The organism is Nitrospira defluvii, assembly GCF_905220995.1.
GTDB lineage: Bacteria > Nitrospirota > Nitrospiria > Nitrospirales > Nitrospiraceae > Nitrospira_A > Nitrospira_A defluvii_C.
Genome location: NZ_CAJNBJ010000017.1, coordinates 523,518 through 547,512 on the forward strand (window position 1 = coordinate 523,518; position 23,995 = coordinate 547,512).

Annotated in this window: 24 protein-coding genes; 2 read left to right on the forward strand and 22 right to left on the reverse strand. The window is 59.5% G+C overall.

What is annotated here, in order from left to right:
- Window positions 1–11: 11 nt before the first annotated feature.
- The 7 genes from KJA79_RS17560 to KJA79_RS17590 form a co-directional block, all read right to left on the reverse strand.
- Window positions 12–1,520 carry a B12-binding domain-containing radical SAM protein gene (locus tag KJA79_RS17560; protein ID WP_213043358.1) on the reverse strand — a complete coding sequence of 503 codons (1,509 nt, stop codon included), beginning with the start codon at window positions 1,518–1,520 and terminating at the stop codon, window positions 12–14.
- On the reverse strand, window positions 1,504–2,724 hold the full coding sequence (locus tag KJA79_RS17565) for a pyridoxal phosphate-dependent aminotransferase (protein ID WP_213043359.1): 1,221 nt from the start codon (window positions 2,722–2,724) through the stop codon (window positions 1,504–1,506). Before KJA79_RS17565 ends, KJA79_RS17560 begins: the two co-directional genes overlap by 17 nt.
- A complete protein-coding gene (locus tag KJA79_RS17570) occupies window positions 2,721–3,488 on the reverse strand; it encodes a sugar phosphate nucleotidyltransferase (RefSeq protein WP_213043360.1) in 768 nt (255 codons plus the stop codon). Before KJA79_RS17570 ends, KJA79_RS17565 begins: the two co-directional genes overlap by 4 nt.
- A complete protein-coding gene (locus tag KJA79_RS17575; RefSeq protein WP_213043361.1) occupies window positions 3,485–4,555 on the reverse strand; it encodes a GHMP family kinase ATP-binding protein in 1,071 nt (356 codons plus the stop codon). Before KJA79_RS17575 ends, KJA79_RS17570 begins: the two co-directional genes overlap by 4 nt.
- Window positions 4,556–4,585: 30 nt before the next feature.
- The gene (locus KJA79_RS17580; RefSeq protein WP_213043362.1) at window positions 4,586–5,533 is read right to left on the reverse strand and encodes an NAD-dependent epimerase/dehydratase family protein; all 948 of its coding nucleotides are present in this window, start codon (window positions 5,531–5,533) and stop codon (window positions 4,586–4,588) included.
- A 91-nt stretch (window positions 5,534–5,624) separates the two neighbouring features.
- A complete protein-coding gene (locus tag KJA79_RS17585) occupies window positions 5,625–6,818 on the reverse strand; it encodes a DegT/DnrJ/EryC1/StrS family aminotransferase (protein ID WP_213043363.1) in 1,194 nt (397 codons plus the stop codon).
- A 195-nt stretch (window positions 6,819–7,013) separates the two neighbouring features.
- Window positions 7,014–7,730 carry a flagellar brake domain-containing protein gene (locus tag KJA79_RS17590; protein WP_213043364.1) on the reverse strand — a complete coding sequence of 239 codons (717 nt, stop codon included), beginning with the start codon at window positions 7,728–7,730 and terminating at the stop codon, window positions 7,014–7,016.
- Window positions 7,731–7,941: 211 nt separating this feature from the next.
- Here KJA79_RS17590 and KJA79_RS17595 point away from each other — a divergent pair, with 211 nt between their 5' ends.
- Together KJA79_RS17595 and KJA79_RS17600 are read left to right on the forward strand one after the other, a co-directional pair.
- Window positions 7,942–9,195: a cyclic di-GMP phosphodiesterase gene (locus KJA79_RS17595; protein ID WP_213043365.1), complete on the forward strand. Its 1,254-nt coding sequence runs from the start codon at window positions 7,942–7,944 to the stop codon at window positions 9,193–9,195.
- A complete protein-coding gene (locus KJA79_RS17600; RefSeq protein WP_213043366.1) occupies window positions 9,192–12,032 on the forward strand; it encodes a response regulator in 2,841 nt (946 codons plus the stop codon). The genes KJA79_RS17595 and KJA79_RS17600 overlap by 4 nt, the downstream gene beginning before the upstream one ends.
- Before the next feature lie 136 nt (window positions 12,033–12,168).
- On the opposite strand, the gene fliW is transcribed toward KJA79_RS17600, so the two are convergent.
- From fliW to KJA79_RS17675, 15 genes are all read right to left on the reverse strand, one after another.
- Window positions 12,169–12,627, reverse strand: coding sequence for a flagellar assembly protein FliW (fliW, locus tag KJA79_RS17605; protein ID WP_213043367.1), 459 nt, complete (start codon window positions 12,625–12,627; stop codon window positions 12,169–12,171).
- Between the two features lie 9 nt (window positions 12,628–12,636).
- Entirely contained in the window at window positions 12,637–12,882 is a 246-nt protein-coding gene (csrA, locus tag KJA79_RS17610) for a carbon storage regulator CsrA (protein WP_213043368.1), read from the reverse strand.
- Window positions 12,883–12,956: 74 nt separating this feature from the next.
- Window positions 12,957–13,847, reverse strand: a complete 891-nt coding sequence (gene flgL / locus KJA79_RS17615) for a flagellar hook-associated protein FlgL (protein WP_213043369.1) — start codon at window positions 13,845–13,847, stop codon at window positions 12,957–12,959.
- Between the two features lie 32 nt (window positions 13,848–13,879).
- Complete coding sequence (flgK, locus tag KJA79_RS17620; protein ID WP_213043370.1) at window positions 13,880–15,274, reverse strand: flagellar hook-associated protein FlgK; 1,395 nt, start codon at window positions 15,272–15,274, stop codon at window positions 13,880–13,882.
- 11 nt (window positions 15,275–15,285) lie between these two features.
- The gene (gene flgN / locus KJA79_RS17625; RefSeq protein ID WP_213043371.1) at window positions 15,286–15,726 is read right to left on the reverse strand and encodes a flagellar protein FlgN; all 441 of its coding nucleotides are present in this window, start codon (window positions 15,724–15,726) and stop codon (window positions 15,286–15,288) included.
- An 85-nt stretch (window positions 15,727–15,811) separates the two neighbouring features.
- Window positions 15,812–16,117: a flagellar biosynthesis anti-sigma factor FlgM gene (gene flgM / locus KJA79_RS17630; RefSeq protein ID WP_213043372.1), complete on the reverse strand. Its 306-nt coding sequence runs from the start codon at window positions 16,115–16,117 to the stop codon at window positions 15,812–15,814.
- Between the two features lie 101 nt (window positions 16,118–16,218).
- Window positions 16,219–16,548, reverse strand: a complete 330-nt coding sequence (locus KJA79_RS17635) for a rod-binding protein (RefSeq protein ID WP_213043373.1) — start codon at window positions 16,546–16,548, stop codon at window positions 16,219–16,221.
- 19 nt (window positions 16,549–16,567) lie between these two features.
- Window positions 16,568–17,680, reverse strand: coding sequence for a flagellar basal body P-ring protein FlgI (locus KJA79_RS17640; RefSeq protein WP_343224272.1), 1,113 nt, complete (start codon window positions 17,678–17,680; stop codon window positions 16,568–16,570).
- Between the two features lie 241 nt (window positions 17,681–17,921).
- Window positions 17,922–18,563, reverse strand: a complete 642-nt coding sequence (locus KJA79_RS17645; protein WP_213043375.1) for a flagellar basal body L-ring protein FlgH — start codon at window positions 18,561–18,563, stop codon at window positions 17,922–17,924.
- Between the two features lie 61 nt (window positions 18,564–18,624).
- A complete protein-coding gene (gene flgA / locus KJA79_RS17650) occupies window positions 18,625–19,422 on the reverse strand; it encodes a flagellar basal body P-ring formation chaperone FlgA (protein WP_213043376.1) in 798 nt (265 codons plus the stop codon).
- Between the two features lie 33 nt (window positions 19,423–19,455).
- Window positions 19,456–20,247 carry a flagellar basal-body rod protein FlgG gene (gene flgG / locus KJA79_RS17655; RefSeq protein ID WP_213043377.1) on the reverse strand — a complete coding sequence of 264 codons (792 nt, stop codon included), beginning with the start codon at window positions 20,245–20,247 and terminating at the stop codon, window positions 19,456–19,458.
- Window positions 20,248–20,259: 12 nt separating this feature from the next.
- Window positions 20,260–21,024 carry a flagellar hook-basal body protein gene (locus KJA79_RS17660; protein ID WP_213043378.1) on the reverse strand — a complete coding sequence of 255 codons (765 nt, stop codon included), beginning with the start codon at window positions 21,022–21,024 and terminating at the stop codon, window positions 20,260–20,262.
- Between the two features lie 269 nt (window positions 21,025–21,293).
- Complete coding sequence (locus tag KJA79_RS17665) at window positions 21,294–22,043, reverse strand: GGDEF domain-containing protein (RefSeq protein ID WP_213043379.1); 750 nt, start codon at window positions 22,041–22,043, stop codon at window positions 21,294–21,296.
- A 284-nt stretch (window positions 22,044–22,327) separates the two neighbouring features.
- Entirely contained in the window at window positions 22,328–23,089 is a 762-nt protein-coding gene (locus KJA79_RS17670) for a sigma-70 family RNA polymerase sigma factor (protein WP_213043380.1), read from the reverse strand.
- An 18-nt stretch (window positions 23,090–23,107) separates the two neighbouring features.
- Window positions 23,108–23,974: a MinD/ParA family protein gene (locus KJA79_RS17675; protein WP_213043381.1), complete on the reverse strand. Its 867-nt coding sequence runs from the start codon at window positions 23,972–23,974 to the stop codon at window positions 23,108–23,110.
- Between the last annotated feature and the right edge of the window lie 21 nt (window positions 23,975–23,995).

Sequence of the window (23,995 nt, forward strand, 5' to 3'; positions counted from 1 at the left end):
CCTGCGTTCATCTATGCTGCCTGACTGGACGCCTGATCATGATGGCGACGGCGCACCTGATGCCGGCACATCTCCGCTACGTGAGCGACGCAGCGCGAACCGAACGTTCGTTGCAACATAGTCAGATAGCCGGGATGGCCGAAGTACTCCAGGAACGCGCGGTCGCGGAAATCCAGGACCTGAGTGGCGGTCAGGCTGTCAGTCGGCAGCGGCAGACACTCATACGCATGTTGGGAATACCCGATCCAACCTGGGCCGCCCTGATCATCCGGCAACGTCCACTGGTGTTGTTTGGCAAGGCCGTAGAGCGCCGAGCCTGGATAGGCCATGGCACAGTAAAAATTCGCCCATTCGGTATTGAGCGTCAGCGCTAAATCCAATGTGGCCCGCATGCTCTCGAGGGTGTCGTCCGGGAGCCCGAAAATGTAATTTGCCGCGACATGAATGCCGTGGGAACGGATGCGGCCCACCGTGGCGATAATCTCCCGTTCGCCGAAGCGGCCCTTCTCGACCCCGTCCCGGACATGCTGGCTGCCGGATTCGATGCCGAGACCCAGCCATGTAAAGCCGGCGCGCGCCAGCTTCTCCAGCACTTCATCCTGCACCGTATCGACTCGCGCGTAGGCCCAAATATTCAGGTGATACCCCCGTTCGATGATCCGGTCACAAATGCCGATGACGTGGCGACGGTTCAAGACGAACATCTCATCGGGAATTTTGATATTCGAGACGCCGTACTCACGCACGAGGCGGTCGATCTGTCCGATGACGTTGTCGGGACTCCAGACACGCAACATGGGCGTGGTGAACGGCGCGTTGATGCAGCAAAAGGAGCAGGTAAACGGGCATCCCAGGCTGGTCTGAAGCGAGGCGTAGGGGGTTCTGGATTCAGGGTTCCCGAAGCAGTGCCAATTGTGCGCGCGATAGCGGCTCATATCGAGTAGATCCCAGGCTTGTCCCGGTAAGTCATGGTCGAGATTGGTAAAGAGCGGTGCAGGCACATTGCCGACCGCATTCCCCTCCTCCAGGTGCCACAATCCCGGGACGTCGCGGAGCGAATGCTGTGGCGCTCGCAAGGCCACGACGAGGCCGAGAATGGTCGCCGGCCCTTCCCCTTGACAGACATAGGTATAGGGCTCCTCCAAGAGCGTGCGTTTTGGCAAAGCCGATGGATGTGTGCCCATCACCAGTGTGGGAATATCGGCGAGCGTGTTGAGAATCTCACACACCTTCCGTCCGGCGGGCATGCACTGCGTGGAGGCCGATGGTTGTTGTCCGTAAATGACGAAGACCGCCAGCCTGGGGGCGATGGCCGCGATGTGCTCAGCTGTCTGCTGATGCGTGAGACCTTGAGCCTCCGCATCAAGAATGGCCACAGAGCAACTGTGTTGGCGAAGGTAGGTGGCGATCAGTCCCGACCACACCGGCGGTTCGATGGCGGCGAAGTCCCGGCTGAGGTCCTGATAGACCTGGACGCGGCTGGGTGGCGTCACTAGCAAGACGTCAAGCGGCTTGGACATGGCACCCTCCCAGTTTCTGTGCAAACGCGATCGTGCGTGACACCCCCTCCAGCACGTCCTCCTCCGCTCCGCAAGTGGCCAGGCGGATAAATGAGCGATAGGCATCTCCGAACGAGCGCCCGGGGGTTGCCGCTGTGTGATACTCGTCCAACAGACGCCGGCAAAACTGCAGATCGTCGAGACCGGTTCCACTGATGTCGATGAAGAGGTAAAAGCCTGAGGCCGGTGTGTGGCTACGGAGCAGACCGGAGCGATTGATCTGGTCGTGACACGAGGTCGTCACCCGCGCGTTGCGCTGTCGAACTTCTGCAGCATACCGGTCGAGCACCGATAGGCCGGCAAGACACCCTCGCTGGGTGAATGCCGGGAGACAGGAATACAACGTCGAATTCGACAGGGCGAGTTTGGCGGCGACGGCCTCGTGCGCGATCGCGTAACCGGTGCGAAAGCCGGGAACCGACAGGACTTTCGAAAAGGAAGAGATGACGACCACATGCCCTGCCCCGGGCGCAGTAAGGGTGAGAAACGACCCATCAAACGTCAGATCAGCGTACGTTTCATCGCTGAGCAGCCAGACTCCGTCCTTTTCGCATCGTGCGGACAAGTGCCGTACGATCGCCGGGTCGTACACCGCACCGGTCGGATTGTTGGCATTGTTTACGATGACCGCGCGTGGGTTGGCGGCTAACGCCGCCTCGATGGCCGGATGTGACAACTGAAAGCCGTTTCGTTGGGACAGAGGAACAGGCACCACATTCAGTTGGAGGTGTGCCGCAGCCGCCCAATAAGAGGGGAAGGCCGGCGTAAATAGGGCGACTCGATCACCGGGATTGCAGGTGAGATCCAGAAACTGATGAATGAGCAGATTCGCCGGACTGATGACGATATGCGACCCGGTCACGGGCTCTTCGATGAGCGCGGCGTAGCGTGTCGCCAGCGCTGATCGGAGTTCGGTCAGCCCCGCCATCGACGCATACCCGATCTGTTGAGCCTCCAGCGACTGCCTGGTGGCCTCAAGTATCTCCGCCGGCGGCGCCATGCGCGGATTTCCGAGTTCCAGGTGGTAGACGCGGTGGCCCTGGCGTTCCAGTGCCTGTGCGCGGTCCAGTACCCGGAACATTTCCTGGCCGATCAGCTGTTCCCCGCGCGACGAAAAGCGGAATCGTGTGGACAATGCCGCCGACGACATTTCCGCCTGAGTCATGTAGCCACCGTTTTGTATCCCTGGCGCTCCGAAGCTGGGAAATAGGACCCGACGTCTCTCCACGTCTCGCGGAAGTGCTCCAGGCGCTCCGGGGTACCGATGTCGTAGAGCGGGCCGGCAGTCACGAATCCGTACAGCTGCTGTGCGACGAGCTCGGGAAGCAGTTCCTGCTCCAGAGACCAGGATGGTCTTTGCGGCAAGTGTGCGGATACGGAACGGTCGAACAGGTAGATTCCGGCATTCTGATACCGCGTGGTTCGCGCACTGGGCTTTTCAACCATCGAGAGCACTCGATCGCCCTCCCCTAACCCGACGGCACCCGTATCCTGCCGGCTATCGGCTTCCGTCACGGCCATGGTCGCCAAGGCCCGTTTCCGCAGGTGAAAGCGCAGGAGTCGTTCCGGATCTAGCTCGCAGAGTGAGTCTCCGTTGAGAACCCACAACAGACTACTGCGCGCCACCCTCATGGCCGCTGCCAACGCCCCGCCGGTTCCGAGAGGGGAAGGATCCCGGACAAAGATGGTTTCATACCCCTGCCCGTGGCGCAGGAACCACTCCTCAATGATCTCGCCGTAGTGCCCGGTGCTGAAGATGAACCGTCGCGCGCCATGGCGTCGAAACTGATCGACAATCAACGACACGAACGGCCGTCCGTGAATATCGGCCATCGGTTTCGGACGATCGGACAGGACGGACTTCAACCTGGTGCCGAGGCCACCACAGAGAATGATCACGTCGCAGTCTGCCATGCGGTGCTTGGTCATGCTGCCTTTCCGATGAGCGCGGCTTTGAGCCGGGATGCAGTCTGCGCCGAACTCTGTGCCCAGACGTCGTCCAACATCAGCTGATCTTCCTGATAGAACACGATTTGTGTTCCCAAGCCCTCGAACTTGAACGGCACTTGTAATAATCCTGGCAGAGCCATTCGAATGCGTTCGTGATCGTCAGGCCGGGCAAAGAGCAGCATGAACCCACCCCCGCCCGCACCCAGCAACTTGCCTCCCAACGCGCCCGCCTGCCGGGCCGCCGTGTAGATCTCGTCGATGGCCGGGGTGGTGATGCGCGAGGTCAGGCGCCGTTTGAGCATCCAGGCTTCATGGAGCATGGCGCCGAAGTCGGCGAGATCACCTTCACCGGTCAGGATCGCGATGCCCTCCTCGACCATCTGCAACATGGTGGAGAGTTCTCGTTGTCGGTGTTTGGTGCGATCAATCTGTTCGCGGGCCACTTCGGAGGCGATCCGGGAGAATCCCGTGAAATACAGTTGCAGGTGACTCTGAAACGACGCCAGACGATCCGGACGCATGATGATCGGCGTATAGCCGATGTCTCCGTTGGGGAAGAATGTGGCCTTGCAGAGCCCGCCGTGGGCTGCGAGCACTTGATCCTGGCAGCCCACGGATTCCCCGAGCACATCCTGCTCGACATGAATCGCCGCCTGGGCCAACTGCGCCTTGCTCGGCATGACATGCTGCAACGCGTACAAGGTGTGCAGCAGACCGACGGTGAAGGAGGAACTGGAACCCAACCCCGTTCGCGCGGGCAAGTCCCCGTCATGGTGAATTTCCAAGCCCTCATTGATATTGAGATACTTCAGCACGCCACGAACGGCAGGGTGCTCGATCTCCTCATTGTTGTTCACCAGTTCGATGCGCGAATAGGCGATGCGCGTGCGATGTTCGAAGAACGGCGGGAGTTGCCGGCAGCTGATGTAGCAATACTTATCGATAGTGGTGGCCAGCACCGCGCCGCCATGTTCACGGAACCAGACGGGATAGTCAGTGCCGCCGCCGAAGAACGAGATTCGAAACGGTGTTCGGCTGATAATCATCGTCGCCTCCCCTCTTCGCCCATGCCTGCATCACACATTGGCGTACTGTCCCGCTTTGACGATCGTGTAACACTTGATCAGCTCACGGATGCCCCGCTCGAGCGACCATTCCGGTGTAAAACCGCTCGCCAACAGACGCTGATTCGAGACGATGTAATCGCGTTTGTCCGGGTCTTCGCCGATCTGGGCTTCGAAGGACACGAATTGCGGGAGCAATCGTTGGATCTCGCGGCAGAGTTCCAGTTTGGAGAGGTTCGCGTCTTCCAGCCCCACATTGTAGGGGCGATTGTTCATCTGCTCGAAATGATCGATCGCGTGAAGGAATGTTCGTACGACATCCTGGATATGGATGTAATTCCGTTTGCAGTGGCCTTCAAAGACGACGACCGCGCGATCATGCACGGCTCGCCAGACAAAATCGTTCACGAGCAAGTCCATGCGCATTCTTGGCGACACGCCGAATACCGTCGCCAGGCGCAGCGTGATGGCATTGCCGCGATCCAGCACGACCCTCTCCGCCTTCACCTTGGTTTCGCCGTAGAGGCTGATGGGCCGAAGGGGCGAGTCCTCCGTGCATGGCACTCCCGGTTGACCGATGCCGTACCCGCTGTTGGTGACGGGGAAGATGATCCGTTGCTGCGGCGACGACAATTTGCACAGCAACTGCACCGCTTCGAAATTCACGGTGTAGGCCCCGACGCGATCCCGGTCGCACAGTGGCGCGCCGACGAGCGCGGCCAGTGGAATGATGATGTCGGCGTCCTGGAGAAGGTCCGTGAGTATCCGTTCGTCCCGGCAGTCTCCCCGCACGATCCGAAACGATTCTTCCGCGCAACAGTCCATCAAACTGTTTTGCCGGTACATGAAATTGTCGAGGACCGTGACCGCAAAGCCGCGATCGAGCAACCGTCTGGTGAGCACGGAACCGAGATAGCCGGCCCCTCCGGTCACGAGCACATGGGGGGATGACGTCGTCATAATCGAACGAGCTCCTTCTGCATACGTGAAGGATCTGTCTTGCCTGGCACCGGCTGCGCCATCGGTGCGCGGTTGCCGGTCCTGTGTCGGCTCATGCGGCCTCAAGCACGACGCGGGAGATGTGCACCACGTCCTGCTCTGTCATCGAGGCGTGATTGGGCAGGAAAAACCCGCAATGATGGACCCGATCGGCCACGGGAAAACTGGCTTTTCCATACCGGTTCATCCAGAACGGATGCAGGCCCAGATTGCCGGCCGAAAAAATTCTGGTTTCCACTCCTTCGGCAACCAGGGCGCGAACGATGCGCTTGCGCTGATCCGGGGAATCGGCCAACAACCCGAAAGAAATGCTCGCCACCTTGCTGTGACGCGGCGGACGTTGCGTGTAGAAGCGCCCACCCAACTGCTGCAGATACCGATCATGATTGGCCTGTCGGCGCCCCGTCATCCAATCGAGCTTGCGCACCTGTTCGATACCGATAAACGCATTGAGGTCGGTCGAGCGCAGGTTGAATCCAGGCTCGTAGAACACGAAGGGTGAGTGGAAGTCGTCGATCTCATATTGCTCAACCAATTCTTCATGCCGTGCGCTTGGCAGATCCTTGCTCCATCCGTGACTGCGCAGCATAAGGAGCAGATCGGCGAACTGCCGGTCGCTGCAGGACACCATGCCCCCTTCGATCGTGGACATCTGGTGGCCGAAGTAAAAGGAAAAGCTGGCCATGTCGCCGAACGTTCCGACCTTGCGGCCTTCGTATTCGGCTCCGATGGCCGCACAGGCGTCTTCCAGCAAATAAAATCCGTAGCGATCCTTCAACGCTTGCAATTCGTGCATACGATGCGGCACCCCCAGGACCTGCACCAACAGGACGGTCTGCGCCTGATGCCGCCTCAAGAGGTCTTCAAGATGGTTCAGATCAAGCCCGAACGTGTCCGGGTCCGCCTCACACATGTGGGGCGTAAAGCCGAACTGAATCGCCGGGGCGATGGATGTGACCCATCCGACGCTGGGGACGATCACATTCGTATTGCGCAACTTGCCCGAACGCAGCAAGGCGTAATACATGAGCAAGTTGGCTGACGAGCCTGAATTGCAATTGACGGAATGCGGACGCCCGAGCCACTCGGACCATTGCCGTTCGAACTCCAGCGTGACCGCTCCCTTGGTCAGTCGTGGATAGGTCTTGAGCCAGTCGATCAATCGATCGATGTCCTGACGGTCGATGGTATCCTGCGCAAGGCACCATCGCGGATTGAGTTTGGCGTTCTGGGCATGAATCGTCATGGTCGTCGTCCCCTCCCGGTCCAATCAGGCACCGCCTCGTTACAAGACGAGGGGTGGCATTGGGACACCAATCAAGATGCATGCCACTTGGGATATTCACATGCGCGAGGAAAAACAGAGGAGTTTCAGGCGCTGAGGAAGAGCCGGCGCGAGTAACCGGGCAAAAACTTCCCAGTTGACGGCAACCGCTGCAGTCTAGGCGGATTCGATGGAGTGTTTCTGAAGCACAAACGATTCGAGGGCTTTTTTGACCGATCCGCCCCACCCGCGGTACTCGATCGTCTCCTTGCCGTCAAACTGGAATTCCAGGCCGAGGAGCGTGCCGTCCGATTGCAGTGACACGTTTCGCACGAGGGCTGTCAGATTGTTGACGTGACCGGTCCCGATGATTTCGAATTCCACGCGCAAGACCATTCCCGGGAAAAAGTCCTGGATCGGCCGTTGGAGCCGGACGGCGCATCCGGATGCGCTCAGATCCGTCAACAGCCCGCCGATTCTCGGCTGGTGTGCGGATTGCCGCTCGCCGACACCGCCGGTCACCTGTAGGAGCACGACAGGCTCGTGAGCCAGTACCCGTCCCTGCTTGCGCAAGGGGACGGCTTCGATGTTCGAGGGATACGCCAACAGGAGAAACGGAAAGGGTTGCAGTTGCAAATCCAGCACCTCGGTACGATAGCCGATGATTCGTCCGGCATAGATGTAGCGCAGTACGCACGTGGTACCGACCGCACAGGGAATCGGCTTTCCGAAATGAAACGGCCATTCACACAGGATCCAACTGCGGTGTTTCCAACCGAGGACCGTGGAGCCATATTGTGCGCCGCTCTCTTCCCCGGCCAGACTGAGCTGAAGCGAGAGCCCGACCTCAAGGAATGACGCGGGATGACGATGTGCCGTCAGGTCGCTGGTCATGCTGTCCCTCACCCGTGACGCACTACGCAGGTGCGCCCCAATCATCGGTATCGGTCTTTCTGCTCAAAACTTGACGTATCGCTCGGCTGGACTGCTGGCTTTCCTGTAAAGGACCTCCCCGCATCAACCGATATGTATTCTGCGGTAGCTTCGCGCATCGCCACTGTGGACCTACGCAGCGGTTCTGACAAGGACTCATCAATACTCGGACATGGATTCGACCAAACGCATTCCCATCGATCAGTTGACCGTCGGCATGTTCATCGCCGGCCTGGACCAACCCTGGTATCGGACGCCGTTTCTTCTCCACAAATGGCTGCTGTCCAACCCCGACGACATTGTGCAGCTCAAACGGCACGGCATTCAGATCGTCACCATCGATACGAAGCGTGGGCTGGACGTCGGCGCTGCGCCCGCCCCGGCGCCGGAGGCACCCGCCGTTCAAGAAGAACCCACACCAGGCCCGGCAGAGGTCGCCGATCCCCCAGCCGGCGGAAAGCCATCTCCGGCGGCGGCGTCCGCCGCCGTCTACCGGCAGGCTATGGAAGCCGTCGATCGCGTCTTCCGAGACATCGAAGCCGGTCAGCCGCCAAAAGCCACAGCATTGAAGCCGGTGGTGCGCGATCTCCTCAAGCAAATCATCGAACAGCCGGAAGCGATGATGATTCAGTTCTGCCTGGATAAGATGCGTCGCTTCGACGGCACCCTCGCCAATCACGGCATGGATGTCTGCGTCCTGACGTTGATTCTGGCCGTGGAAAACGGCTGCACGGAATCGGATATGGAAGCGCTCGGCTTGAGCGCGCTGCTCCACGACATCGGATTCGTCCGCCTGCCGCGGAACCTCTATCGAAAAACGACAGCCTTGACCGAGCAGGAACAGGCGCTGATGCGGCAACATCCGCAACTGGCGGCCTCCGTCCTGTCGCAAGGTGACCGGGTGCCGGAGACGGTGACGAAGATCATCGCGGAACATCACGAATTTCAGGACGGTACCGGGTTTCCCAAACTGGTCAAAGCCGGCGCGGTGTCGCCCTTGACTCAACTGATGGCCTTGGCCGACACCTATGACGACCTGGTCACGACCAGATACGGCCGTCCGCCCCTGCTGCCCCATGATGCCATTCGCCAGCTCTTCGTGTTGGGGGCGAAAGGGCGGTACGACAAGACGTTGGTTGAGGTCGCAATCAAAGTACTGGGCGTCTATCCGCTGGGGAGTCTCATCAAGCTCAATACCAACGAGTCCGCCGTGGTGATCGGCCTGAACCATGAAGACCGCTTGCGTCCGCGTGTGCGTATCATCAAAGGCGTGGACGGAGAAGGTCAGCAACCAGTAGATATCGATCTGCAGAACCAGCCGGCCGACCAGCCCGCACGCTCCATCCTCCGGGCGTTGGATCCTGGCACGGAACAGATAGACCTGCCGCAATATCTTGACCTTGCGGTGGGTGGAGCGCCGCTATGAGCCATCGGTCACATTCGCCGTTTCCCCATGCACAGCCTCCCGGAGGTCCTGACCTACCCAGCGAAGCGCTTTCTTTGCTGTGGGACGCCGTCCCTCTGGGTGTATGTCTCCTGACGGCGGACTCGCGCGTGGCATTTGCCAACCGCAACGCAGCTCGCCTGTTTCACCGGACTGCGGGAGAGTGTCTCCACAGATCGTTGACCGATCTCTTGGGACAGACGGTCGAATTGAGCAGCTCGTTGCGATCCTCCGGCGTCTGGAAAATACCGGAAGCAACGGTGGGCGATTCCGCAGAGACGACGGAAAGCGAGGAGGACGAGTCTCCTGGTTATGCCTTGGTCGAATGGGAACAATTGCGCATGTCCGGCATCCCGGGCGTCGCCGCGCTGCTGACGCTGCGCGATGTGACCCGCGAATGCGAGTTGGAAACCGATCGTGACCGGCTTGCCACCGTGGCTGAGGAAAGCCCCTACCCGATCGTCGAAATCGATCGGCATGGCAACATTCTCTATGTGAATCCGGCCATGGTGGAGGTCCTCTGTCGATTCGGGTACGACCTCAGCGGCAGACCGGATATTCTTCCGGACAATCTCCCTGCGCTGGTCGCGACCTGCCTGCTTGAGGGACGCACACTTCGCTCTCAGGACGTGGTCAGAGGCGAGGCCTGTTACAGTTGGACCTTGTGCCCTGTGCCCAGCAATCAACTCGTGCGCGCGTACGGCGTCGACCTCACCGAAGTGCACGCAACGCATCGGGCCTTGAACGCCACGGCAGATCACCTTCGTGAGAGTAATCGCCAATTGGACCAGGCGCTCCAACAGGCGCAAGCGGCGGCGCAAGCCAAGTCCTCATTCCTGGCCATGATCACCCATGAGTTGCGCACGCCGATGAACGGCGTCATCGGCATGGCCAGTCTGTTGCTCGATACCTCGTTGACGGAGGAACAGCGATCGTTCACGCAGACGATTCAGCAATGCGGTGAAGCGCAACTGTCGCTGATCAACGACGTGCTCGAGTGCAGCAAGATCGAAGCCGGCAAGTTAGAACTCGAAAGCCTCGACTTCCAGTTACGCACCACGGTGGAAGACGTCCTATCACAGTTCGCCGAACGGGCTCAGCGCAAAGGTCTTGAAATCACCGGCCTGGTGCATGCCTCGGTTCCAAACGCGCTCCGTGGCGACCCCGGCCGCCTGAGGCAGGTGCTGACGAATTTCGTAGGAAACGCCGTTAAATTCACCGAGCACGGCGAAGTTACGGTACAAGCCTTCCTGGAACAGGACTCTCCGGCCGGCGTGACGATCAAGTTCGAGGTCACCGACTCCGGCATCGGCATCAGTGACGAGGTGCAAGGGCGACTGTTCCAGGCTTTTGCACAAGCCGACAGTTCCACCACCCGCAAATATGGTGGAACGGGTCTTGGCCTCGCGATTTCGAAGCAGCTGGTGGAACTGATGGGCGGTCAGGTCGGCTTGCGGAGCCGACCCGGTGAGGGGACCACCTTCTGGTGCACCGCCGTCTTCCAGAAGCAGCCGGTCTGTGCCCCGGCGATTGTGCCGTCCGCCGAACTGAGCGGTCGTCGTGTCCTCATCGTCGATGACAATGAATCGAATCGCACGATCCTGCATCATCTTGTCTCAGGATGGGGCATGCAGGACGGCCAGGCCCGCAATGCGACAGAGGCGATGGAGATGCTGAGCCAGGCCGCCGCCAAGGGAGAACCCTACGAGGCGGCTGTCCTCGACATGCTCATGCCGGGCAAGGACGGGCTTCAATTGGCCCAAGACATCAAGGCTCACCCCCATGGCGCCGGCGTGCGATTGGTCGTCTTGACCTCATTGATTCAGCCTGGGCATGCGGAACGGGCCCGCCGCGCCGGTTTCTCCGCGTATCTGACAAAGCCGGTGCGTCACGATCAACTGCAGGGTTGCCTCCGCGTCGTCTTCGGGCTGCAACAGGGGCCAGGAACCAGCGGAGCCGGCATCGGCAAGAGCCAGATAGCCGCGCCTCCCCTCATTACCAGGCACACCTTGGCCGAGCAAGCTCGGCGTCCCAGGATTCTCGTCGCTGAAGACAACGTGGTCAATCAGAAGCTGGCCGTCCGCATGCTCGATCGACTCGGCTACCAGTCGGATGTCGTCTCCAACGGCCAGGAGGCGGTGACGGCCTTTGAACGGGAATCGTATGCCGCGATCGTGATGGATTGTCAGATGCCGACGATGGACGGGTACGAGGCCACCAAGCAGATCCGCGCGCAGGAACAACGCCCGGATGATTCCCGAACGCGTGCGCACATTCCGATCATTGCGTTAACGGCCAATGCCATGCCGGGCGACCGCGAGCGATGCAAGGCCGCGGGCATGGACGACTATCTGAGCAAGCCGGTGAAGACGGACGATCTTGGTCTCATCCTGCAGCGTTGGGCTCCGTTGCCGACCGCGGCGGACGCTCCTGCGCCGGTTCCACGCCGCGAAATGACCAAGACCGACGCGCGGGTGTTTGATGCATCTGCGATGTTGGCCAATATCGGCGGTGATACCGAACTGTTCGAACAACTGATCCGGCTCTTCCTTGACCGGCATAGCCTCTTGATGAAAGAAATCGAAACTGCCATCGGTCAAGCCGATGCGTCCGCGCTTGAACGGGCGGCACACAGCCTCAAGGGCACCGCCGCCAACCTCTGCGCGCCCGACGTCGTCTTGCTGGCGGGCCAGTTAGAGGCGACCGGTCGTCTGGGGACCTTGACGGAGGCCCCGTCCCTTCTTGTGCAGTTGGACCGCACGGTTCAGGAACTGGTGTCGGTCCTGTCGCGTCAAGTCGCACCTCCCCCATCAACCTAAACGCTTTATACGATCGCTCCGACAGCGCGCCGCACGACCTCGGCCACACGATGGCTTGAGCCGGGCGTCCGTTCGAGCATAGTTGGGACGCGATCCGGGCACTATTCGACGGGAGCACTCGTGAGTGAAGCGGAGACTACACCGCTACAGCGAATGCGTGACTCTGTGCAGAAGGAGTGAACAGGGGGTAGCGCGTGGGCAGGTCTTCGGAAAGCACCAATTGTTTGCAGAGTCTGGTGCGATGATTCATGACCAACGGACCGCGCAGGTTGGCGGTCACGGCGCTGGGATCATCGGACGGGATGGTGAGAATCGTCACCACTGAGAGCTCGTCGTCATCTTGCTTTTGGATCTCGATCAGGGCATCCGTCGTCACCGTAATCTGATAGTCCGGCTTGAAGTAAGCCGGATCCAGAATGACAAACGCCAGTTGCGGTTCTTCGACGCACTGCAACCACTTGAACGGCGCATCCGTGTCATGATCCAGCATGACGTATTTGGTCCAGTCCGGGAATCCCAGGATCCCGGAGGGAAACACCAGCAGACTCTCATCTTTGACGTCCAAGGTCCCGAACCTGGTCGACTGACATTTCATAAATGGTTTTCAGCCTCCCCGGCGGCCGGCTTTGTTGGACAATTGGCGGAAGGCTTCCAGCGGAATGACGCCGGGCCCCGCCGCGATGCGATTCTCGTCCTGGATCCGCGCATGCACTTCATCCCGATGCACTTGCACATTGGGCGGCGCTTCGATACCGAGCCGCACTTGTCCGCCTTTGATGCCAAGCACCACGATACGAACATCCGGCCCGATGGTGACGCCTTCTCCCCGACGTCGTGTTAAGACCAGCATACAAGCCTTCCTTGGCGTGTGGATACGGGTACATTGGGTATATCGGTTCCGGTGAGGATGAACTTAAGCGTCGGTTACGGCAGATAATTGATTAATGAGGAGTCGAAAATCTTGCTGAATGTCTGACTGGCGGCCTGCACGGCGACCTGTTGAAGGCTCAACTGGCTGATCGCCGTTGCGAGATCAGCATCCTGATTGTCGGAAATGGCTTTGGAAATGGTCAGGGTGGCCGTATCCAGTGCGTCGTGGGTGACTTGCAGACGGTTGGCCAGAGCCCCGATCGTCCCCTGCGCATCACTGATCTGTGCCGTGGCCAGGTCCAGATTGCCGATTCCCACCTGAATCCCCGCGCGATTGTCGCTTTCGAGCGCGGTAAGCAAGTCCCGGAGCGAATCGAACATGTTCGTCGTCGCGCCGGTAAAAATGCTGCTTCCCGGAACCAGGATCTGCACGGTCTGATTTTCACCCACTGCGATCGACTGGGTCTCCGTGTTGCCCTGATAAGTCACCGTATCCCCGGTGGTGATCACATAGGGACTGACATCAGTTTTTGTACCGCCGAATACCGCCTGGCCGGCGACTTCGGTATTGCCGAGTTGGACCAATTGCCGCTGCAATTGGCGAACTTCTTTCGCGATACTTTGACGTCCTTCCGCCGAGGTGGTGTCACTGCTGGCTTGAATGGTCAGTTCACGTACTCGTGTGATGAGGTTCTGCACCTGTCCCAAGGCCTGATCGGCCGCGTTCACACGCGACGTGCCGAAATCGATGTTGCGCAGCCATTGGGTGGTTTGCGAGAGCGCGGATTTGTCGAGGACGATCTGGCCATACGAACTCGGATCGTCTTCTGGCCTGTTCACGCGCTTCTGACTGGAGATCTGCTCCTGCGAGGTCAGCATCTGCAAGCGTGAGCGTTGGAGATTGCCGAGCAGGGTATTGTACATCTGTTGATCGGCGACTCTCATACGAACGCTCCCCTCTTCTCCTGATCAAACGATCAGCGCTTCAACGACAAGATGGTCTGCAACATCTCATCACTGGTGGTGATGAGCCGTGAGGCAGCTTGAAACGCCCGCTGATACTTCAACAGATTGATGAGCTCTTCATCCATGGACACACCGGAAATCTCCGCTCGGTGTGCGAGCAATTGGTCGTTCAAAATTTCCTGCCCATGCAAGTCCCGCGTCGCACCCTGTAGTGTCGCGCCGAAACTTCCGGCCATGGCGCTGTAATAGCTCTGAAACGTCGTATTGCCCAATCCGGCCACCGCGGCCGTCTGGAGGTCGGCTACCGCCAGGGCATTCACATTGTTGCCGGGGAGTCCGGTGGCGGTCGACGAAGCGGCGATTTTTTGCCGATCGGTCAGCGCTATACTGATTGTGCCGGCGGTGGTTCCAGAGGCAGTAAAAAAGTCCTGCGTGGTGGAGCCGTCCAACCCGTACCCCAGTCGGTGTTGCGTGTTGACTTGCGACACAAGTTGCGATGTGAGGGTGTCCAAGGAGGTCTGCAAACCCGCGGCGGTTGTATCCCGCGCATCGAGCAGCCCTTTCAGCCGGCCGCCGCTGATCGAGGAGGTAATATCCGTGTTGGGGCCGGTTCCCCCGTCATACCGTACGTCGAGCAACCCACCGTTGGTCACGTCGGAAACGCCGGTGAGCTTGTACGCCGTGTGGTCGGTGACCAGAATCTGCCCGATCCCCACAAACACGGTCACCTGGCCACTTCCATCTTCGATCGAAGAAATATCGACCAGACCTGCGAGGTCGTTCAAGAACCGGCCGCGCTGATCCCGAAGATCGTTCGCCTGCTGCCCGCTCACCTCGGTCAGTTTAATTTGGGCGTTCAAATCAGCGATCTTGCTGGCCAGCGCATTGATGTCATTGATCCCGCTTTGAACCTGACCATCAAGCGACAGCCGCTGTGTGGACAGCTGGGAAGATGCCTGGTTCAAGACTTTGGTCAACCCGTCGGCCTTGGTCAGGAGTACGGTGCGCGCGGTCAGGTCCGCCGGATTGGTCGCCACGTCCTGCCAGGCTTTGAAAAAATCATTCAGTCCTGCCGCAATACCCTGGTCATTCGAATCGTTGAACAAAATCTGGATTTGAGAAAGGGCCTTCTGGGATGCGCCGAATTGCCCGATCCGCTCGCTGGAACCCAGCAGTTGCTGTTCCACAAAGCTGTCGACGGAGCGGCGAATTTCCGAGACCTGAACGCCTGTTCCGATCTGGCCTGGGCGGCCGTTCTCCGGCAGGGTTTGGGTGAGCACCGCTTCCTGCCGTGAGTAGCCGGGGGTGCTGACGTTGGCGATGTTCTGTCCGGTGACGGACATGGCGCGCTGGAAACTGGCCAGTGCGTTCGAGCCCACGCCGAATAATCCGTTCAGTCCCGACATAGAATCACTCGTTACCCTTTGGCTCTCACCAGGCCGGCGCCTGCCGCGACTGCTGCGCCGGATGACGAATAGAGTGCCGCTGACTCCGGGGAGTGCTGCCAACGCTTGAGCGCTCCGTGCAAGAAATCGAGCGATTGCCCGATGAGTGTGGCGTTGAACCGATTCAATCGATCCGTCTCCCCGATCGCCGCCACCAACTCCTGCTCCCGCTGATTCCGGCCTGCATCGCCGGCCACAGTTGCCGCGGGAACCGGTCTGGTTCGGCGCTCCTGTTCCAGATCACGAATCTCATCTAATAATTGAGCTTTTCGCATCGTGACTGAGGTGAACTGGCCGAACGACAGGCAGCGAATCGCCTCCTGCTCTTCACGCAACAATGACTGGAAGGCCAGGATCCGCTCGAGCATGCGCTCCATGAGCGCGTCGGACTCGTTAGAGATAGCGTGTGGCACGGTCGACACCTTGTCTCCTCCTCGACGATAGGGTTCAGGCCTACGAGGACATGTGAGCGAAGGGGCCGACCGCCGGTGTGGCTGACTACAGAACCGCGTCCGTCAAGACGTGACGGATCATGGCATCTGCAACTTTCTTCCCGTCGACGGTGTAGGTACCCCCTTCGACCGACTGCTGAATCTGGCCGACTCTGGCATCACGTTCCGCATCCGGCTGTTCAGCTGCCGCCCTCAGGCGCTGGAGTTCTTTGGCACGCTCGGAAATCTGGACGCGGTCTTGGGACTGCGTCTGCTGAGATGCGGTCTTCTTATTGTGCGTCCGATCGGTTTCCTGAACGCCCAACAGAATTTTTGCGAGATCCGCCGCCCGGCCGTTGTTTGAGATCTCCATAACTGCTTCTCCTCCCCTTGCCAGGGTGTTCCGAAAGGCTTTCCCCTAGTCGAGTCCTCTATCGGCGGGGAAGGCAGGGAACTTTAGGAGAAGCGGACGGATTAGCGATTTTTTTCCACATAGGCATCCACAAAGGCTGTAATGCCGATCCCTCCGGCCTGGGTCGCCAATTTGGCAATTTCCTGGTCGTAGAAGGAGTACCAGACCTGCTCTCCCTTCCGTTCCAAAAGGCCTTTCGGAACAGTTTCCCGCATGTTTTTAATAAGATAGGAGATAAAGTAGGCTTCGAATTCTTGCCCGGCTTTATGCAGTGCCGAGGTGGATGTCTGTGCAATCTGGCCCTGCCCATTTGTACGCTCTAGCCCGGCTGGTTGGGCGGCGGACATCTGCGCCAGATCCATCTGACCGGCCAAAAAATCTCGTATTTCCATGGAGTTTTAGTATCCTCTCTTACACAATCTCAAGATTCGCTTGAAGGGCACCGGCGGCGCGGAGGGCCGACAAGATCGCCACCAGATCCCGTGGGGTCACCCCGACGGCATTCAGCGCCCGCACTACTTCTCCGAGGGTCACCGTCTGATCCACGACAATCAGCCGTGACTGTTCCTCAGCGACATCCGTCTGCACATCAGGCGTGACGGTGGTCTGGCCCTGAGTCGAGCCGATCACCGGAGCCGGAGGCTGCGACACATTCAACGTGTTCTTCACGGAGATCGTGAGGTTCCCATGCGAAATCGCGCAGGTAGAGAGCCGAACGTGCTCGCCGAGTACCACGGTACCGGTGCGCTCGTTCACTACGACCTTCGCGGCGACGTCGACGCTGACATCCAGACCTTCCATCGTGGCGATGTATTCCACTACCCGCCCGTGAAACGATGAGGGAAGTGTGGTCTTGACCAGCCCCGCATTGACCGGGACTGCGGTTCCCTTCCCGAAGGTCCCGTCAATGGCTTCCGCCGTGCGAATCGCCGTGGTGAAGTCAGGGTGCCGCAGCAAGACGGAGACGGTGTCCCAGGTGTCGATGTCCACAGCGACTTCTTTTTCCACGATGGCGCCGGCGGGAACCACCCCTGCCGCCTGATGATTTTTCGTGACCGTCGCCCCGCCTGCCCCTCCGGTGCCGCCTAGAAACCCGCCGATGGAGACCGGCCCTTGAGCGACGGCAAAGACCTGCTGGTTGGGAGCCTTTAACGGGGTCGAGAGCAACGTGCCGCCTTGCAGACTCTTCGCATTGGCCATCGAGGAGACCACGGCGTCGAGCGTCATGCCGGGCTTCACAAACGGCGGCAGCTTGGCCGTGACCATCACCGATGCAATGTTACGCGTGAGCAATTGGATGGGATCGATGACCAAGTTGATGCCCATCTTATTCAACATGGACATCATGGCTTGAATGGTAAATTGTCCGCCGATGACCTGGTCGCCGGTGCGATCCAGACCGACCACCAAACCATACCCGATCAATTGGTTTTCCCGCACGCCTTCGATGGTGGCCACATCCTTGACACGCACGGCATGAGCCATCGACACGCTGAACAACGACAGAGTCAGGAAGGCGAGCATGCCGACCGCGGTTCGACGAAACCAGGCGTGTACCGGTGGCGGGGGTGCGGTGGCTGGAGCGGCTTTCGGTTGAGGAGGCATCCATGAGCGCGTCAATTGCTCCGGGTCCACGCCGGGCGTGCGCAGCACCCCGCTGGACATCATCAGACGAAACGTTTGCATGATCATCGCCCGTTGTTGTTTACGTGGCATCGACATGATGACTCCTGTCTCGCTCCCGTGGCGTATCACGATCCTGCAATCAGAACGGATAGACCCAGTCCAGCAATCGCACGAACCACCCCGGCCGTTGGACGTCGTCTACGACTCCTAGCCCAGAGTATTCAATCTTGGCGTCGGCAATCGCGCTGGATTGCACGGTATTCTTGGTGTTGACGTCGACCCGTCGGACGATGCCGCCGATCGTCATGATCTGCCGTTCCGAGTTGACGGTGACCTCCCGACGCCCTTCGATGCGCAAATCGCCGTTCGGGAGCACTTCGGTCACGATGGCGGAGATGGTTCCCGTCAACGTATCCTCGCGGTTGGTCGCCCCCTTCCCGCCGAACTTGTTTTTCGCACTGGCGTCGATGCCGAATCCGCGCTTGGCCTCTCCGCCCAACCTGATTCCCGGCAGACCGAGGTAGCCCATGCCGGTCCCCCCGAAGCCGTTGGAAATCGTGGAGTCCTTCTCCGCACTCGTGTCGGCGCTCTTCGACCCCTTGTGTTTTTCAGAGATCAGAATCGTGATGATGTCGCCCGCCCGCATCGCCCGCAGGTCTTCATAGAGATAGGCCCGGCCGTTTTCTTCTTGCCAGAGCGACCCTGTCGTCTTCGGCGGCAGCAATTTCGCCACTTCGGTCTTGCTTGGCTTCGCGGTCGGCGAACTGGAACAGCCGGTCATGACGCACAGCGTCAGGCCGCACAGCAGTATGCCGATTCGCCGACACCCAACATTCGATCGCTTAGAAGCTGACACGTACCACCCCCGGAGCAACGACCGTCGCCCGCAAATCTTTCCCGGAATCGACATTGGAGACAGTGATGGTTTGTCCCAACTCCCCGTGCGACTTGGTAACGCCGACGGTTTGGATCGACAGCCCTCCCTGTCGAGCTTCAATCGTGACTCGATCGCCTTTGTGGACAACAAAGGGTCGCCGGACCGAGGTCAGCCTGATCGCATTCTGCGGCGGCAGCGGGCGAATGGCGGCTTTGCCGATGACGTCGGCAGGAGTGGTCGCAAACGGTTGCTTCAAATCGAACAGGACAATTCGCTCGGTAGAGACGTCATCGACCGCGATCTCCTCATCGGCCTTGATCGCACGCACCGGGACCACCACATCGACCAGAGCGGCGACATCGGCCGTGGCTTCAATGGTCTTGATAAAGCGGCCGTTCACTGCCAGATGAATTTGAAACACGCGTCGGCCGAGCGGCTCCTCCGACCGAGTGCCGCTGACCTGTACATCAAGGGATCCTGCTGGCACCGAAATCGGCTGTTGCGGCTCGCCCAGTGACACCTGACAATCGGCGGCCCGGCCTGCGAGCTCCCGCTTCACGAAATCGTGAATGACCCCGCGCAGCTGCTCCGGATAGATGAGACGTTTCCCGCGTGCGTGCGGCAGACCCTGCGCGCTGTGGGCCAGGGCTTCATGTACGCGGAACAACGGCCGGACCGGTGTCTTCTCCCCTGCCGATGCAGGCAACACCGCGCCCGTGACCAGGCTGAGCGTAACAACACTGATGAGGCCGACGTGGTTCACTGGTATCACCCTTCGTTGAAGGTACGGCGCCGATTACCGACGGAGATTGTTGGCGATCTGCATCATTTCATCGGATGCCTGGATCGTCTTCGAGTTAATTTCATAACTTCGTTGGGCGATGATCATGTTGACCATTTCTTCCGCCAAATTGACGTTGGAGCTTTCCAGAAACCCCTGTTGCAAGGTGCCGAAGCCGGTGGAGAATCCGCCGGTTCCCTGCTGCGCCGGACCTGAGGCAAAGCTGTCCAGGAACAGGTTGCTGCCCATTGCAACCAGGCCGGACGGATTGTCGAACCGCACAAGCTGAATCTGGCCGACCTGTGAGGCTTGGGTCACACCGGGAAGCAGCACGGAGACGGTGCCGTCTTGGCCGATATCGATCTTCAGCGCGCCGGATGGGATCGTGATCACAGGGGTGAGCTGATCGCCGTCGCCGGTCACAAGGTTGCCGACGTTGTCGCGCTTGAACGAGCCATTGCGGGTATACATGATCGTGCCATCCGGTCTGGCCACCTGGAAGAAGCCGGCTCCGTCGATGGCCAGATCGAGATCGTTGCTCGTCTGTCGCATGTTGCCCTGCATCCACTCCTTGGCCACCGTGATGGGACGGACGCCGCCGCCGACCTGGACGCCGACGGGAAACACACCGACGTTCGAGGCATTCGTGCCGGGCAACCGCTGGATTTGATACAGCAGGTCGCCGAATTCCGCCCGACTGCGCTTGAAGGCGTTGGTGTTGACGTTCGCAAGGTTATTGGCGATGGTGTCGACGTTGAGTTGCTGAGCCGTCATACCCGTCGCCGCAGTCCACATAGCACGAATCATAAAACCCTCCTCTTACACTCGACCCAGATCCTGAATAGCCGTCTCCGTCATCCGATCGAGTGTTTGAATCAGCTTCTGCGCCGACTCATAACTCCGCATGCCCTGAATCATCTTCACCATTTCGGTTAACGAATTGACGTTCGACTCCTCGATATGCCCCGGTTGCAGCCGTGGCTTCACCACGGTGGTCGGTTTGCCGCCGACGAACAGTCCTTCCGCGTATTTATGCGGCATGTCGGATTCCGGAAATTCGACCACCTTGATGTTGCCGATCGTGTTGCCGTCGACCTGAATCGCGCCTTCGGTGTTGATCTGGATATTGCCGGGCGGAACCCTGATCTCGCCTTTGGTGCCCATCACAGGCTGTCCGAGGTTCGTCACGAGTCGGCGCTGGCCGTCGAGGGAGAAAATGCCATTGCGGGTATAGCCGACCCCGTTGGGGGTTTTGACCTCAAAAAACCCATCCGTCTGGATGGCGACATCGAGCGGGTTGCCGGTGATGCGGATGCGGCCCGGCTCAAACGTCGTGCGCACACCATGGGCTTCCGCAAACACCCGTTCGCTCGGACCGGGCGGGCGAGTGGAGATCGTCGACACGATTCCGTGTGTGGAACCGCCCATGCCAACCGAGCTCGCGCGGGCAAAGAGTCCACGGAACCCTTGCTGGTCTTGTTTGAAGCCGGCCGTATTGACGTTCGCCAAATTGTTGGCGAATACCTGCAGTTGCTTTTCTTGAGCAACTGCGCCGGAAAGAATGGGATAGATCGCTCGATTCATGTATTTCTGTCCTGCCTTCCTAATGCTCCACCGGGAGAGATAGCAATGCACATGCCATCTCCACCCGGCCGTCGCCGCAATAAGGACTCGATGGGTATCTGAAATAAAATGTGAACGATTGCCGATAGATGCGCGTGGAGTCGGAGCGAAGGACACAGGAGAGGTTCGTGAGAACGTCAGCGAAGGCCGTCAAGGACACACGATCCGTGGAAGTCTTTGCCGGTGACTAGGAAAGTCCTGCCTACAGATGCGGATGAGGGGGCGAAATGTTAGGCGGCAAGCGTGGAGGTCGGATGGGGAAGCGACGCCTCAGCGGCAACGGCAGTCCCCCTCAGGCTGCCGCCTTCCACACGCGTTCGTTCCAACGCGCGAACCGCGGCATCAATCAACTCCTGGGCATCGACTCCATCACGACTGGATAGGCTGATGCCGATGCGGCTGCTAAGGAGTAACTCTTGTCGATCGAGGGTGACTGGATGGGCGATCGTGGCCTGCATCTTCTTCGCAATCGCCAGGACCTCCTCCGACGTCGTCACATCCTCCAATAGAACCGCGAACCGCGCTTCCGCAAGCCTGGCGACCACGTCGGTCGTCCGCAATGCGCTTTTCACGCGTGCGGCCTGTACACGGTACATCAGATTCCGGTTGAGCATGGCATAGGCGTCGGTTTCCGGCGTGAAGTGCTCAAGTTCAATCACCAGAACGGCTGCCTGCCCTCCTTCCTTCTGGGCCCGGATCAACGCTTGCTTCAGAAGGGAAAGAAACAAGCGATACATCGGCAACCCCGTCACCGCGTCGTACGTATGCACCGCGCCGACCAAGGAAATCGGCGTCGCCGTAGCCGTAGCGGAATCAGCCACGGGGTTCCGCGTGGTCCAGCTGGCCGCCCCGAAAATCAACAGGGAAAAGACCACTCCCACCATGACCATGAGCGGATAGGCGGTTAACGCCGACAGGGTGAGCAGCCCCACGGAAGCGGTCCAGTACAATCCTCCCGCCATAAACAGGATACAGGCCACGACGCCGAATCTGGCGGCATCACTCGAACCTGAATGGGTGAGAGATTCCGAGCAGCAGGGCCGGTAGACGGACTTCGATCCGTTGGAGTCGCGGCCGTCGGTAGATACGGATGGGGGCACGCTCATAGGCGCAGGCACACAGGATTGATGGATGATGGACCACAGGGTCTAGACGGTATCGGAGGAGTAGTGGGGAAACTGTAGGAAGGAGTGCCGCTGCGAGGCCCTCAAGGCGGAGCCGGAAACAACGGATAGTAACGGGAAGCAGTATTTACGTACGTCTGCTATACATCGACCGGTTCAAGTCTGGCCTTGAGATGGAGAATGGCTTTCGAATGGATCTGACAGACTCGTGACTCAGTGACCTTGAGCGCCTGCCCGATCTCCTTCATGGTCAGTTCCTCAAAGTAGTAGAGAGACAAGACGAGCCGCTCCTTTTCAGGCAGATCCTGGATCGCGGTTTCCAACACATGGCGGGCCCGCTCGCTCACCAGCATAGACAGCGGATCCGGTTGGTTGGAGTCGGTCAGCATGCTGATGATTTTGTGCCCATCGGCATCTTGCACACCCAGATCGTCGAGGCTGATGACAACCGCTCCCCGTGATCGGGTCAAGAACTCATCCAGCTCCTCTTGCGACATCTTCAGCTCCTTGCCGACTTCCTGATCCGTCGGTGGACGACCGAGGCGATGGAGGAGCTCGGAATAGGTCTTCTGCAAGAGGGTGATGCGTTCATGGACCGAGCGCGGAATCCAATCCATGGAGCGGATCTCGTCGAGCATGGCCCCTCGGATACGGAATTCTGCATAGGTTTTGAATTTGGCCTCGCGCGTCGGATCGTATTTATCCATCGCATCCATGAGCCCCATGATGCCAACGGACATCAAGTCTTCCGCGTCCATATAGGCCGGCAAGCGAAACGCCAATCGATGGGCCATGGCTTTGACGACGTGGGTAAACTCCTGAATGACCCGTTCACGATCCGCTTCCTCGATCACTCGGCGCGGAGCGTTTCCGGCTGCAAGGGCTTTGCGAGCGTGCGTCATGCGCGACAATCCTTTCGCTCAATGCGTCCGCAAGAGTTGTTGCCACAGGAACTGGACGGTTCCCTTCGGAAGCGCCGGTGGCGTCAATTGCGCCACCGCTTCCGTCAATTCTCGGAACGCGCGGCTGGCCGGAGCGTGGGGAAAGAGATCAATGACGGCCCGTTGCTGGGTGACCGCCATCGGCACATAGTCGTCTTGGGGAATCGCTCCCAGGTAGTCCAACGAGATGTGGAGAAACCGGCTCACCGCCACTTCCAACTTTCGGTAAATACGGGCCGCATCCCGTGGCGACTTCACCATGTTCACCAGCACGTGAAACCGTCGCTCGCGGTACTGTCGCAACAACACCTTCATCAGCGCATAGGCATCGGTGAGCGACGTCGGTTCTGGGGATACCACCACCACGATCGATTGCGCCGCCGCCGCGAAATAGGTGACGGTGGAGGAGATCCCTGCGCCGGTGTCGATCAAGAGGACGTCCATCGTCGAGGCCAATCGCTCTAACTCCTCCTGGAGGATCAGTTGTTGCGCTTCCGTGAGGACGGTCAATTGCGAGATCCCGGTGCTCGCGGGCAGCACGGTGATGCCATGGGGGCCGGTCAGCGCGATGTCTTCGAGCCTGCAGGTCTTGGCGAGCACATGCTCCAACGTATATTTCGGCGTGAGCCCGAGCAGAATATCGACGTTACCCAATCCGAGGTCAGCGTCGAGCACCAGGACTTTTTTGCCGATTTGCGCCAACGCGATAGCGGTGTTGGCCACCACGTTGCTTTTTCCCACACCGCCCTTGCCGCTGGTGACCGTGATCACCTGTGTTCGGGAGGGACCGACGCTCCCGTCACAGAGTCTCAGTTGCGGATCCAAAATTCCTGGTTGCATCGCCATCGTCTCTCCCCTGTTATTCGA